The 13,092-nt window shown below is 66.5% G+C and carries 10 protein-coding genes; 7 read left to right on the top strand and 3 right to left on the bottom strand.

The features are described from left to right. Window positions 1–116 precede the first annotated feature (116 nt). The 3 genes from E7V67_023850 to E7V67_023840 are packed head-to-tail and all read left to right on the top strand — an operon-like array spanning window position 117 to window position 4,986. A complete protein-coding gene (locus E7V67_023850; GenBank protein ID WUR12691.1) occupies window positions 117–4,130 on the top strand; it encodes a DUF3683 domain-containing protein in 4,014 nt (1,337 codons plus the stop codon). Further along, entirely contained in the window at window positions 4,127–4,558 is a 432-nt protein-coding gene (locus E7V67_023845) for an HIT family protein (protein ID WUR12690.1), read from the top strand. Before E7V67_023850 ends, E7V67_023845 begins: the two co-directional genes overlap by 4 nt. A gap of 8 nt (window positions 4,559–4,566) precedes the next feature. Continuing rightward, window positions 4,567–4,986, top strand: a complete 420-nt coding sequence (locus E7V67_023840) for a DUF971 domain-containing protein (protein ID WUR12689.1) — start codon at window positions 4,567–4,569, stop codon at window positions 4,984–4,986. Window positions 4,987–5,110: 124 nt separating this feature from the next. Here E7V67_023840 and E7V67_023835 read toward each other — a convergent pair whose 3' ends face one another. Beyond that, entirely contained in the window at window positions 5,111–6,034 is a 924-nt protein-coding gene (locus tag E7V67_023835; protein WUR12688.1) for a sulfonate ABC transporter substrate-binding protein, read from the bottom strand. A gap of 17 nt (window positions 6,035–6,051) precedes the next feature. Then, the gene (locus E7V67_023830; protein WUR12687.1) at window positions 6,052–7,089 is read right to left on the bottom strand and encodes a LacI family DNA-binding transcriptional regulator; all 1,038 of its coding nucleotides are present in this window, start codon (window positions 7,087–7,089) and stop codon (window positions 6,052–6,054) included. 166 nt (window positions 7,090–7,255) lie between these two features. On the opposite strand from E7V67_023830, the gene E7V67_023825 reads away from it, so the two are divergent. Beyond that, the gene (locus tag E7V67_023825; GenBank protein WUR12686.1) at window positions 7,256–9,487 is read left to right on the top strand and encodes a TonB-dependent receptor; all 2,232 of its coding nucleotides are present in this window, start codon (window positions 7,256–7,258) and stop codon (window positions 9,485–9,487) included. Beyond that, window positions 9,487–10,755, top strand: coding sequence for an LLM class flavin-dependent oxidoreductase (locus tag E7V67_023820; protein ID WUR12685.1), 1,269 nt, complete (start codon window positions 9,487–9,489; stop codon window positions 10,753–10,755). Before E7V67_023825 ends, E7V67_023820 begins: the two co-directional genes overlap by 1 nt. Window positions 10,756–10,806: 51 nt before the next feature. Here the strand turns inward: E7V67_023820 and E7V67_023815 are convergent, their stop codons facing one another. Continuing rightward, window positions 10,807–11,061, bottom strand: coding sequence for a hypothetical protein (locus tag E7V67_023815; GenBank protein WUR12684.1), 255 nt, complete (start codon window positions 11,059–11,061; stop codon window positions 10,807–10,809). Window positions 11,062–11,257: 196 nt separating this feature from the next. Between E7V67_023815 and ubiE the strand changes: the two genes are divergently transcribed. Next, window positions 11,258–11,992, top strand: a complete 735-nt coding sequence (gene ubiE, locus E7V67_023810) for a bifunctional demethylmenaquinone methyltransferase/2-methoxy-6-polyprenyl-1,4-benzoquinol methylase UbiE (GenBank protein WUR12683.1) — start codon at window positions 11,258–11,260, stop codon at window positions 11,990–11,992. A gap of 11 nt (window positions 11,993–12,003) precedes the next feature. Beyond that, complete coding sequence (locus E7V67_023805; protein WUR12682.1) at window positions 12,004–12,993, top strand: Tim44-like domain-containing protein; 990 nt, start codon at window positions 12,004–12,006, stop codon at window positions 12,991–12,993. Window positions 12,994–13,092 lie beyond the last annotated feature (99 nt).

Raw genomic sequence — 13,092 nt, 5'->3', positions numbered from 1 at the left:
ATATTATTCTGTCACTTGACGTTAACGGAACCCCGGCCAAACCGAGGGCTGTTGCCGCGTTGTGCGCCGCAATACGCTAGAATGGCCCTCCTAGCGTCTTCTGTTCCTCCAGCATAATGAACGCCCCAGCACAAATCCAGGCACTTCTCGCCGAATCTCCCGACGGTCATGCACCGAGCCGCGTCCGTGAAATTCCCTACAACTACACGTCGTTTTCCGACCGCGAAATCGTCATCCGCCTGTTGGGGGAAGAGTCCTGGCAACTGCTGGACGAGCTGCGCGGCGCCCGCCAGACCGGCCGCTCGGCGCGCATGCTGTACGAAGTGCTGGGCGACATCTGGGTCGTGCGCCGCAATCCCTACCTGCAGGACGACCTGCTGGACAATCCGAAGCGCCGCCAGGCGCTGATCGACGCGCTGCATCACCGCCTGGCCGAGGTGGACAAGCGCCGCCTGACGGTCGATGCCGACGAAGCGGGCGGCGACGCCGCGCGCCGCAGCGGCAACGTCGAGAAGCTGCTGGCCGCCGCCAACAAGGCCGTGGCCGACTTCGGCGAGGAATTCCGCCAGATGTACGACCTGCGCAAGCGCGCGGTCAAGGTGCTGTCGCGCTACACGGACAAGCACAACATCCGCTTCGACGGCATGAAGCGCATCACCCACGTGACCGACGCCACCGACTGGCGCGTCGAGTATCCGTTCGTGGTGCTGACGCCGGACACGGAAGACGAGATGGCCGGCCTGGTGAAAGGCTGCATCGAGCTGGGACTGACGATCATCCCGCGCGGCGGCGGTACCGGCTACACCGGCGGCGCCATTCCGCTGTCGCCGATGTCGGCCGTGATCAACACGGAAAAGCTGCTGACGCTCGGCCAGGTCGAGATGAAGGTGCTGCCGGGCGTGGACCGCGAATACGCGACCATTTACTCGGAAGCGGGTGTCATCACCAACAAGGTGTCGGAAGCGGCCGAGAAGGCCGGCTTCGTGTTCGCCGTCGACCCGACTTCCGCGCACGCCTCCTGCATCGGCGGGAACATCGCGATGAACGCGGGCGGCAAGAAGGCCGTGCTGTGGGGCACGGCGCTGGACAACCTGGCCTCGTGGCGCATGGTCGACCCGAACGGCGACTGGCTCGAGGTCACGCGCCTGGACCATAACCTGTCGAAGATCCACGACGCGCCGGTGGCCCGCTTCCAGCTGGAGTGGACGCATCCTAACGCCAAGGGCGAAGCGAAGGGCGCGCCCTTCAAGACGGAGATCCTGGAGATCGCCGGCCGCAAGTTCCGCAAGGAGGGCCTGGGCAAGGACGTCACCGACAAATTCCTGGCCGGCCTGCCGGGCATTCAGAAGGAAGGCTGCGATGGCCTGATCACGTCGGCGCGCTGGATCCTGCACAAGATGCCGAAGTTTACGCGCACCGTCTGCCTCGAGTTCTTCGGCCAGGCGCGCGACGCGATCCCGTCGATCGTCGAGATCAAGGACTACCTGGACGGCCTGCCCGCGCAGGGCGAGCAGTTCGCCACCTTGCGCCTGGCCGGCCTGGAGCACCTGGACGAGCGCTACCTGCGCGCGGTCGGCTATGCCACCAAGTCCAAGCGCGGGGTGCTGCCGAAGATGGCGCTGTTCGGCGACATCGTCGGTGACAACGAAGACGCGGTCGCGCTGGCCGCCTCGGAAGTGGTGCGCCTGGCGAACACCCGCGTGGGCGAAGGCTTCGTGGCCGTCAGCCCGGAAGCGCGCAAGAAGTTCTGGCTCGACCGCGCCCGCACGGCGGCGATTGCCAAGCACACCAACGCGTTCAAGATCAACGAGGACGTCGTCATTCCGCTGAACCGGATGGGCGAGTACACCGACGGCATCGAGCGCATCAACATCGAGCTGTCGATCAAGAACAAGCTGCAGTTCGCCGAGGCGCTGCGCGCGTTCATCGCCGCCGGCAACCTCCCGATCGGCAAGAGCGACGACGCCAGCGACGACAAGGTCGGCGACGCCGAGATGCTGGGCGAACGCCCGCAGCAGGCGCTGGCGCTGATCGAGCAGGTGCAGGCACGCTGGACCTACCTGCTGGCGAACCTGGACAAGCCGCTGGCGGACGCCCGCGTCGAGCTGTATCAGCTGGGCCTGGAGGAGCTGGGCGGCGCGTTCGAACAGCGCCTGCAAACGCAGCCGCAGGCCACGTTGTTCGATATCGTGCAGGACCGCACCGTGCGCGTCAGCTGGAAGCAGGAGCTGCGCGCACCGCTGCGCCAGATCTTCAACGGCGCCGCGTTCAAGCTGATCCTGGATGAGGCGGCGGCGATCCACAAGACCGTGCTGCGCGGCCGCGTGTTCGTGGCGCTGCACATGCACGCCGGCGACGGCAACGTGCACACCAACCTGCCGGTCAACTCGGACCATTACGAGATGCTGCAGGACGCGCACCAGGCCGTGGCCCGCATCATGCGGCTGGCCCGTTCGCTGAACGGCGTCATCTCGGGCGAGCACGGCATCGGCATCACGAAGCTGGAGTTCCTGACCGAAGAGGAAATCGGCGAGTTCCGCGACTACAAGCTGCGCGTGGACCCGGAAGGGCGCTTCAACAAGGGCAAGCTGCTGAACCTGCCGGGCATGGATGCGGACCTGCGCAACGCCTACACACCGTCGTTCGGTCTGATGGGTCACGAGTCGCTGATCATGCAGCAGAGCGACATCGGCGAGATCGCCAACAGCATCAAGGACTGCCTGCGCTGCGGCAAGTGCAAGCCGGTCTGCAACACGCACATCCCGCGCGCCAACCTGCTGTATTCGCCGCGCGACAAGATCCTCGCCACGTCGTCGCTGATCGAGGCGTTCCTGTACGAGGAGCAGACCCGCCGCGGCATCTCGATCCGCCACTGGGAGGAGTTCGAGGACGTGGCCGACCACTGCACCGTGTGCCACAAGTGCGTGACGCCGTGCCCGGTCAACATCGACTTCGGCGACGTGTCGATGAACATGCGTAACCTCTTGCGCAAGATGGACAAGCGTTCCTTCAACCCCGGCAAGGCCGCGTCGATGTTCTTCCTGAACGCGACCGATCCGGGCACGATCAACGCGGCGCGCCAGACCATGATCGGCTGGGGCTACAAGGCCCAGCGCCTGGGCAACGAGGTGTTCAAGAAGGTTGCGCGCGCGCAGACCAAGGCACCGCCGCCGACGACCGGCAAGCCGCCCGTGCGCGAACAGGTCATCCACTTCATCAACAAGAAGATGCCGGGCAACCTGCCCAAGAAGTCCGCGCGCGCGCTGCTGGACATCGAGGACAACAAGATGATCCCGATCATCCGCGATCCGAAGAAGACCAATGCCAATACGGAAGCGGTGTTCTACTTCCCCGGCTGCGGCTCGGAGCGGCTGTTCTCGCAGGTCGGCCTGGCCACGCAGGCCATGCTGTGGGAAGTGGGCGTGCAGACGGTCCTGCCGCCGGGCTACCTGTGCTGCGGCTATCCGCAGCGCGGCTCCGGCGACTACGACAAGGCGGAGAAGATGATGACGGATAACCGCGTCCTGTTCCACCGCATGGCGAACACCTTGAACTACCTGGACATCAAGACGGTGCTGGTCTCCTGCGGCACCTGCTACGACCAGCTGTCCACGTACGAGTTCGAGAAGATCTTCCCGGGCTGCCGCATCATGGACATCCACGAGTACCTGCTGGAGAAGGGCGTGAAACTGGAAGGCGTGACCGGCACGCGCTACATGTACCACGATCCGTGCCACACGCCGATGAAGCTGCAGGACCCCGTCAAGACGGTCAATGCGCTGGTGCAGACCGTGGACAGCGTCAAGATCGAGAAGAACGACCGTTGCTGCGGCGAGTCGGGCACCCTGGCCGTGACGCGGCCGGACATCTCCACGCAGGTGCGCTTCCGCAAGGAAGAGGAGATGGTCAAGGGCTCGGACAAGCTGCGCGCCGACGGCTTCGACGGCAACGTCAAGATCCTGACGAGCTGCCCGTCCTGCCTGCAGGGCCTGTCGCGCTACAACGAGGACTCCGGTACGACGGCCGACTACATCGTCGTCGAGATCGCCAAGCACCTGCTGGGCGAGAACTGGCTGCCGGACTACGTCAGGCGCGCCAACGACGGCGGCATCGAGCGGGTGCTGGTGTGAGCGCGTGCGACCTGTGCCAGCTGTTGGCGGCGCCGCCCGCCGGCGCGGTCGTCTGGCAGGATGACCGGCTGGCGGTGGTCGCCGTCGACGAGCCGGGCTACCCCGGCTTCACGCGCGTGGTCTGGAAGGCGCACGTCAAGGAGATGACGGACCTGGCGCCGGCCGAGCGCGCGCACGTGATGGCGGCGGTCTTCGCCGTCGAGGAGGCCCAACGCGCGGTCATGGCGCCCGATAAGGTCAACCTGGCCAGCTTCGGCAACATGACGCCGCACGTGCACTGGCATGTCATCCCGCGTTACACTGACGACGCGCACTTCCCGAACCCCACGTGGGGTGCGCGCCAGCGCGACGCGTTGCCCGAGGCGCTGCAAGCGCGTGCCGCTTTGCTGCCTCGGCTGCACGCGGCCATCATCGACCAACTGAAATGAGCTCCACCATGCCTGCCTGCACCGGCCTGACCGTCCACAACAAATCGCGCGTCCTCGAGATCGGCTTCGACGACGACCGCACGTTCAACATCCCGCTGGAGCTGCTGCGGGTGTATTCGCCATCGGCCGAAGTGCGCGGCCACGGCGCCGGCCAGGAAGTGCTGCAGGTCGGCAAGCGCGACGTCACCCTGCTGGACCTGCAACCGGTCGGCAACTACGCCGTCAAGCCCACGTTCAGCGACGGCCACGATTCGGGCCTGTACACCTGGGAATATCTGTACGACCTGGGCGCGAACCTCGAGGAGCGCTGGGCCGACTACATGGCCCGCCTGCATGCCGCAGGCTTCGACGGCGACAGTGGGCGCGAGCCGGGCACGGTGCTGCCGGGCGCCGCCGGCAAGCCGCACGCCTGCGGCCATCACCACTGAAACAAGACGCCTGGTGTCAGGCACCTGTTTGCGGGTCGACGACCCGCAAACAGGTGCCTGACACCATCGGGTTTCGCCTCGGATCAGCCAGCGAACCCCGGGTCGCAACAGCCGTCAGCAAGGCTCACCTGCGCTGCCAGCTCCACACCTGCCCAGCCACCGTCACCGGCCGCGGAATCAGCTTCTCGCGGTAGAACAGGTCGGCCACCCGCTGCTGGTTGGCCGCGATGGCGGGCGTCACCGGCGTCACGCCCGCATGCGCGCGGCCCAGCCACGTCGCGATGACATCCGCCGGCACGCCTACCTGCGGCGCCATCAGCGCGATCATCTCTTGCTGGTGTGTATTGGCCCACTGCCCCGCCGCCGCGATCTGCTCCAGCAGCACGCCGATCGTGCGCGGTGAGCGCTGCGTCAAGGCGCGCGAGGCCAGGTAGAAGCCGTTGGCCTGCGGCAGGCCGGTGTAGTCCGCCACGACGCGCGCGTGGTAGGCCTTCTGCGCCGCCGCCAGGTACGGGTCCCACACCACCCACGCGTCCACGCTGCCGCCATCGAAGGCGGCGCGCGCCTCCGCAGGACCCAGGAACACCGGCTGCACATCGCGCAGCGACAAGCCGGCCCGGTTCAGCGCCGCCACCAGCAGCAGGTGCGAACCGGAGCCCTTGGCGAACACCACCTTCTTGCCCTTCAGCTGGGCGACGGTGCGGATCGGCGAGCCCGGCTTGACGACGATGGCCTCGCCCTGCACGGGCGGCGGCTCCGCGCCCACGTAAACGACATCGATGCCCGCGGCCTGCGCGAAGATGGGCGGCGGGGCGCCGGTCGTGCCGAAGTCGATGCTGCCGGCGTTGAGCGCCTCCAGCAACTGCGGTCCGGTCGGGAATTCGATCCAGCGCACCGTGGTGCCGGGCAGCGCCTTCTCGACGGCGCCTTGCTGCTTGAGCAGCGTCAGCAGGCCGCCCCCTTTCTGGAAGCCGATCCGCAGCGTGTCCGCGGCGTGGGCGGTGCCGGCCAACATGAGGGTGAAGAACAGGGTAAGCAGTCGTTGCATGGTCTCTCCAGTCGGGGTCAGGCGCTCTCGCGCGCCAGCAGCTCGCAGTCGAGCAAATTCAAGCGGCCGTTGCGCCGGTCCGGCTCGAGCTCACCCAACGCCTGCAGGATGCGGCGCGCGGCCAGTTCGCCGATCTCGCGGCCGGGCGGGCGGATCGTCGTCAGGCTGGGCAACAGCAGTGGCGAGAACGCGTAATCGCCGAAGCCCATCAGCGCGCACTGTTCGGGCACGTGCATGCCGGCGCGCTGCGACGCCAGCAGGGCGCCGGCGGCGAGGTTGTCGTTGGCGAACACGATGGCATCGGCCTTGCGCCGGCCACGGGTCAGCGCCTCCAGTGCCTGGCGGCCCGCGTCGAACGGCGCCGGTTCCGTCGGCGTGTAGGTCCACGGTTCCAGGCCGTGCTCGCGCAGTATGGCGGCGTAGCCGTCGCGCCGGTCCACCGCGCTCAGGTCGCCCGCCGCGCTGTTGAGCACATAGGCGATGCGGCGGTAACCCTTGTCCAGCAGATAGCGCGCCGATTGCGCGCCCACCTCGGCATTCGAGTAGCCCACCTGGATCGGCTTGCGGCGCGGATGGTAGTCCCAGGTCTCGACGACGGGAACGCCAGCGCCGGTCAGCAACGCTTCCGTGCCCTTGGTGTGGAAGCGGCCCGTGACGACCAGCGCCGCCGGCGACCAGCCGAGAAACGTGCGCACGGCGTTTTCCTCCTGCTCCGCCGAGAAGTAGCTCGACGCCAGCAGCACCTGGTAGCCATGACGATTGAGCGTGTCGGAAAAGCTCTGGATGGTGGGGGCGAAAATGGGACCGGAGATGTTCGGAATGACCATGCCGACGATCTTGCCACGCGCCGAAGCGAGGCCGCCGGCGACGAGGTTCGGTACGTAGTTCAGCTGCGCCACGGCGGCGTCGATGCGCGCGCCCAGTTCGGCCGACACGTAACCGTTCTTCTTCAGGTAGCGCGACACGGTGATGGAGCCGACGCCGGCCAGCCGGGCCACGTCGTGGATCGTCGCGCGGCCGGCGCCGCGGCGTTTGCGTGGGGCGGGTTGGTTCATATTCTCAATCGACATATCGAAGGTTTTTTTAATTCTTTGACTTCATTCTGACCGTCGCGGACACTGCGGCGGTATCGGTACCATACAAAAATCTTAACAGCGCAGGGGGCCGGAGCAAAGCTGGTTTTCCGGCTTTGCAGCGCGGTTTTTCGCATATGGAGAGGTCATGAGGAAGCAGTCGGGAAGGGTCCGGTTCGCGGTCGGTAGCGGCTTGGTGTTGAGTGCGGCACTGGCGGGAGCCGCGGAAGACGATGCGGCTGACGCCGGCCAGGGCGAGGCCGTCGCCAGCGTGACGGTGACGGCCACGCGCCGCAGCGCGTCATTGCAGTCGGTACCGCTGGCGGTGTCGGTGGTCGATGGCGAACGGCTCGAGCGCAGCAACCGCACCAGCATCGATACGGTGGTGCAGGAAGTGCCGAGCGCGACGTTCCGCCAGCAGGGCGGTAACAAGGATTCCACCCTGTTCGTCCGGGGGATCGGTACCATCTCGACCTCGCCCGGCGTGGAACCGACCGTGTCCACGGTGGTGGACGGCGTCGTCTACGCGCGCCCGGGCCAGGCCACGATCGACCTGCTCGACATCGATCGCATCGAAGTGCTGCGCGGGCCGCAGGGCACGCTGTTCGGCAAGAACGCATCGTCCGGCGTGCTCAATATCGTCAGCCGCGCGGCCAGCGAGCAGTCCGGCGGCTTTGTCGACGCGTCCTACTACCAGGGCAAGGAAAAGCGCGTGCGCGCCGGCGTCACCGGGGCATTGAAGCCGGGTGTGCTGCGTGGCGCGGTCAGCGCCGTTTTGTCCGACTACGACGGCAACGTCAACAATGTGCAGGGCGGCGGCAGGGTCAACGGCTACGAGCGGCGCGGCGTGCGCGGCCGGCTCGACTTCACGCCGAACGCCGACCTCGATATCGCGCTGATCGCGGATTACCTGAAGTCGGACAGCACGCCCACGCAGACGGTGTATCGCCAGAGCAGCGCGGCCTTTGCGCAGGCGCTGCTGCCCGTCGTCGCCGGCGTCGAGAACCGCCAGGTCAACGCCGACCTGGTCAACGCCATCGCCGACATCAACAAGGGCATCTCGGCCCAGGTCGAATGGCGCCGCGATGGCTACACGGTCACGTTCATCACGGCCTTGCGCGACTGGGACAATACGCAGCGCACGACCACTTCCCCGATCGGCAACAGCGCCGACGTCGCGCGCGTGACGAGCGCCTATCCGGCCACGCGCGACATTGGCACGCTCAACTTCCGCCAGGTATCGCAGGAGCTGCGCGTGGTGTCGCCGCGCGGACAGGCCGTCGAATACGTGGCCGGCGCGTTCTACCTGCATGGGCGCGATCGCGAAACGTACCGACGTATCGTCACCACCGGCGTCACCACGAGCGCCACCGACAGCGGTCGCGCCGACTACGGCATCGACAGCGACAGCTACGCGCTGTTCGGCGAAGGCACCTTCAACCTGACGCCGGCGTGGCGCCTGATCGCCGGCGCGCGCTGGACGCGCGACGAGCTGGCCTACGATCACGTCCGCAGCTCGACACGCACGGTGGCCTTCCCCGGCGTACAGCCGGGCACGCAAAGCGCTGGCGACACGTCCGAGACGGGTTACTCGGGCCGGCTGGGCGTGCAGCACGACCTGGCCGCCAACGCGACGGCGTACGCGACCTGGTCGCGTGGCTACAAGGGGCCGGCCTATAACGTGTTCTTCAACATGCTGCCGCGCGATGCACTGGCGCTGGCCCCCGAGACGTCGAACTCGTTCGAGGCCGGCATCAAGGGCAGCGCGTTCGAGCGCCGGTTGACTGTCAACGTGGCGTTGTTCCATGCCGGGTACGCGAACTACCAGGCCAATTTCTACGACACCGTGGCCGGTGCCGTCGTCACGCGCCTCATCAACGCGGGCGACGTCTCCACGCGCGGCGCCGAGATCGACGTCAGCGCGCGGCCAACCCATCGCGTCACCGTCAGCGCCGCGCTGGCCTACACGGACGCGCGCATCGACCGGTTCAACTGCCCGCCGGCCGCCGCCGCATCCTGCAACCTGAACGGCAGGACGCTGCCGTTCGCGCCGCACTTCAAGAGCTTCGTGCGCGCAGCGTACGCGCTGCCGCTGGCGAACGGCTGGAACGCCGACGTCAGCGCCGATTACTCGTACCAGACGCGCACGCAATACGACCTGTTCCAGTCGCCCGATGCGATCCAGCCGGCCTACGGCATCGTCAACGCGGCCATCGAGCTCTCGTCGTCCGCCAATGGCTGGAAGGTGGCGCTGGTCGGCAAGAACCTGGCCGACAAGTCGTATGCGACGAACCTCGTCAGCGCCACCGGTTACGTCACGCGCGCGGTGCCGCGCGACGATCGCCGCTACTTCGGCATCACGGCGCGCAAGGAGTTCTGATGACAACCCGCCAGATGAGCCTGTGCGCCTTCCTGCTGCGCCACGGCCACCATGTCGCTGCATGGCGCCATCCGGACACGGACCTGGTGGCGCCGCCGTTCGCCGTCTATCGCGAGCTGGTGGAAAAGGCCGAACGCGCGGCGCTGGACGCCGTGTTCTTTGCCGACAGCGTGGCGCTGACCGGCGCGCCGTCGCTCGAGCCCATCACGCTGTTGTCGGCGCTCGCCGCCGTGACGGAGCGTATCGGGCTGATCGCCACCGCGACGACGACCTACAACGAGCCGTATCACGTGGCGCGGCTGTTCGCCTCGCTGGACAGCATCTCGAATGGCCGCGCGGGCTGGAACCTGGTCACTTCGGACAATGCGGCGGAGGCGGCCAACTTCGGGCGCGACCGGCACGTCGAGCACGGCCAGCGCTATGTTCGCGCGCGCGAGTTTCACCAAGTGGTCGATGGTCTATGGCGCAGCTGGGAGGAGGGCGCCTTCGTCAACGACAAGGCGGCCGGCAAGCTGCTCGATCCGGGCCGTGTGCGCCAGCTCGATCACCAGGGCGAGCACTTCCGCGTGGCCGGGCCGCTGAACGTGCCGCCCAGCCCGCAGGGCCGGCCGCTGGTCGTGCAGGCCGGCAGTTCCGAACCGGGGCGCGCGCTTGCCGCGGCCACGGCGGACGTCGTGTTCACGGCGCAGCCGTCGCTGGCGGCCGCGCAGGCGTTCTACCGCGACATGAAGGAAAGGGTGGTCCAGCAGGGCCGCACGGCACACAGCCTGCGCATCACGCCGGGCATCTTCGCGGTGGTCGGCAAAACGGAAGGGGAAGCCCGGGACAAGTTCGCCACCTTGCAGGGCCTGATCGAACCGCAGGCCGGGCTGGCGCTGCTGGGCCGGATGATCGGCAATTTCGATCTGTCGGGCTATCCGCTCGACGGCCCGCTGCCGGCACTGCCGGAAACGGCGGACGGCCAGCGCAGCCGGCAGCAATTGCTGACCCAACTTGCACAAGGGGAAAACCTGACGATAAGGCAACTGTATGAGCGCATCGCCGGTGGCCGGGGCCACCTGACGGTGGTCGGCACGGCAGCGCAAGTGGCGGACCAGATGCAGCTATGGTTCGAGAACGAGGCGGCCGATGGCTTCAACCTGATGCCGCCGACCTTGCCGGGCGGCCTGGACGACCTGCTGGAACTGGTCGTGCCGGAATTGCAGCGCCGCGGGCTGTTCCGCACGGCCTACGACAGCAGCACGCTGCGCGGCCACCTGAAGCTGTAATGCAATATTGCCAAAAATCGGGGACAGTCCCCGATTTTTTGGCAACTTATCTCAGTTCGCGGCCGCGCGGTTGTTCAGCATGAACTCTTCGTAGCGGCGTTGTTCGCGTTCCCAGATGTAGCGGAAGGCGGCGCGGGCTGCCGGCGGCAGGGTGCGGATGGCTTCTGCATTGAACGGCATCGGCGCCGGGACCTTGTCTGCCTGCGCGCGGCGGGCCTGCGCGTCGGTGGCGTCGATCATCTGACGGGTTGCCTCATCGATCTCCGGGAAATAGATATCCTTCGGGAGTTGATGTTGAACTTGCATGGTGTTCCTCCGTTGTTGACTTGGCTGTTGGGCCTGACTGATCACTTAACGCAGCGTTGAGCACGCCGGTTGACAGCCATTTCGCGAAATGCTTGAAATTGCAAATAAGTCAAGCGATTTTGCAGGATTCGTCAAGACGGCGGGATGGAGGCGGTGGCGCTTGTATAATGCTGTCAGTTCAACAGGCCCCCTCACCATGACCAACACCACCCATTTCGGTTACAAGACCGTCAACGAAGACGAGAAAGTCAAGGAAGTCGCCAAGGTCTTCCATTCCGTCGCCGCCAAGTACGATGTGATGAACGACCTGATGTCGGGCGGCCTGCACCGCCTGTGGAAGACGTTCACCATCGCCAACGCGGGCGTGCGGCCGGGCTTCAAGGTGCTGGACATCGCGGGCGGCACGGGCGACCTGGCCAAGGCGTTCGCCAAGCAGGCTGGCCCGACCGGCGAGGTGTGGCTGACCGACATCAACGAATCGATGTTGCGCGTGGGCCGCGATCGGCTCTTGAACCGTGGCCTCGTTACCCCCACATTGTTGTGCGACGCGGAAAAGCTGCCGTTCCCGGACAATTATTTCGACCGCGTCAGCGTCGCGTTCGGCCTGCGCAACATGACGCACAAGGACGTGGCACTCTCCGAAATGCGGCGCGTCCTGAAGCCGGGCGGCAAACTGCTGGTGCTGGAGTTCTCGAAAGTGATGGAGCCCCTGCAAAAGCCGTATGATCTGTATTCGTTCTCCGTGTTGCCGTGGCTGGGGCAGAAGATCGCCGGCGACGCGGACAGCTACCGCTACCTGGCCGAGTCGATCCGCATGCATCCCGATCAGGAAACCCTGAAGACGATGATGCAGGCGGCGGGCCTGGAGCGGGTCCAGTATTACAACCTGACGGCAGGTGTGGCCGCTTTACACACTGGCATCAAACTGTAAGGAACTGCCAAATGAAACTGAAAAAATTCCTGATCGGCGCGACGATCGCACTGTCGGCCATGTCGATGATGGCCGAGCTCGCTGCCCGGCCGATGGGCGGCGGCCGTTCCATCGGACGCCAGTCGCAAAGCGTCAAGCAGATGGCGCCACGGCCGGCACCGGCCGCCACGCCGCAGCAGGGCGTCAACCGTCCGGCCGCCGCGCCGGCGCCGACGCCGGGCATGACGCCGCCGCGGCCGAGCCCATGGAAGGGCATCCTGGGCGGCGCCCTGCTGGGCCTCGGCCTGGGCGCGCTGCTGTCGCATCTCGGTATCGGCGGCGCGCTGGCCAGTGCCATCGGCACGATCCTGACGTTCGCGCTGATCGCTGGTGCCATCTTCCTGATCTGGCGCATGTTCCGCAATCGTGCCCAGGGCGGTCGTCCCGCCATGGCCGGCTACAGCGGCACGGGCGCCAGCAGCGGCTTCGGTGGTGCCGGCCTCGGCAACAACAAGAGCTTCGATACGCCGGTCAGCCGGGGAGTCGCCACGCCGGAAATCGGTTCCGGCCTGCAGCCGTCGTCGTACCAGCCGGTCTCGTCCGGTATCGACCTGAACAAGCCGGCCCCGGCCCATACCCCATGGGGCGTGCCGGCCGACTTCGACAAGGAAAGCTTCCTGCGCCACGCCAAAGGCAATTTCATCCGCCTGCAGGCGGCCTGGGACAAGGGTGACGTGGCCGATATCCGCGAGTTCACCACGCCGGAAGTGTTTGCCGAGCTGAAGATGCAGATCGCGGAGCGCGGCGGCAAGGCCGACTACACGGACGTCGTGCACATCGACGCCGAGCTGCTGGGCATCGAGAACAACGGTACCGACTACCTGGCCAGCGTGGAATTCCGTGGCCAGATCAAGCCGGCACCGGACGCGCTGGCCGAGCCTTTCCACGAAGTGTGGAACCTGGTCAAGCCGGTGCAAGGCAATGCGGGCTGGCTGCTGGGCGGTATCCAGCAGGTCGCCTGACGGGGCCGACCCACGAAAGTGTTCTTTGTGCAGGGTTAAACTCCTGCAAACTGGTAAGATCAAGACCGCCCGGGATTTTCCAGGGCGGTTTTGTTTTTT

The sequence above is a fragment of the [Empedobacter] haloabium genome, from assembly GCA_008011715.2.
Taxonomy (GTDB): domain Bacteria; phylum Pseudomonadota; class Gammaproteobacteria; order Burkholderiales; family Burkholderiaceae_D; genus Rugamonas; species Rugamonas haloabia.
The sequence above is the reverse complement of the archived record's forward strand: the minus strand, read 5'-3'. Positions and strand labels throughout refer to the sequence as shown.

Bases quoted from the DNA above. Each gene is read 5' to 3' on its own strand.
- E7V67_023850 (WUR12691.1), top strand. From the start codon at position 117: ATGAACGCCCCAGCACAAATCCAGGCACTTCTCGCCGAATCTCCCGAC.
- E7V67_023840 (WUR12689.1), top strand. From the start codon at position 4,567: ATGCCTGCCTGCACCGGCCTGACCGTCCACAACAAATCGCGCGTCCTC.
- E7V67_023835 (WUR12688.1), bottom strand. From the start codon at position 6,034: ATGCAACGACTGCTTACCCTGTTCTTCACCCTCATGTTGGCCGGCACC.
- E7V67_023830 (WUR12687.1), bottom strand. From the start codon at position 7,089: ATGAACCAACCCGCCCCACGCAAACGCCGCGGCGCCGGCCGCGCGACG.
- E7V67_023825 (WUR12686.1), top strand. From the start codon at position 7,256: ATGAGGAAGCAGTCGGGAAGGGTCCGGTTCGCGGTCGGTAGCGGCTTG.
- E7V67_023820 (WUR12685.1), top strand. From the start codon at position 9,487: ATGACAACCCGCCAGATGAGCCTGTGCGCCTTCCTGCTGCGCCACGGC.
- E7V67_023815 (WUR12684.1), bottom strand. From the start codon at position 11,061: ATGCAAGTTCAACATCAACTCCCGAAGGATATCTATTTCCCGGAGATC.
- ubiE (WUR12683.1), top strand. From the start codon at position 11,258: ATGACCAACACCACCCATTTCGGTTACAAGACCGTCAACGAAGACGAG.
- E7V67_023805 (WUR12682.1), top strand. From the start codon at position 12,004: ATGAAACTGAAAAAATTCCTGATCGGCGCGACGATCGCACTGTCGGCC.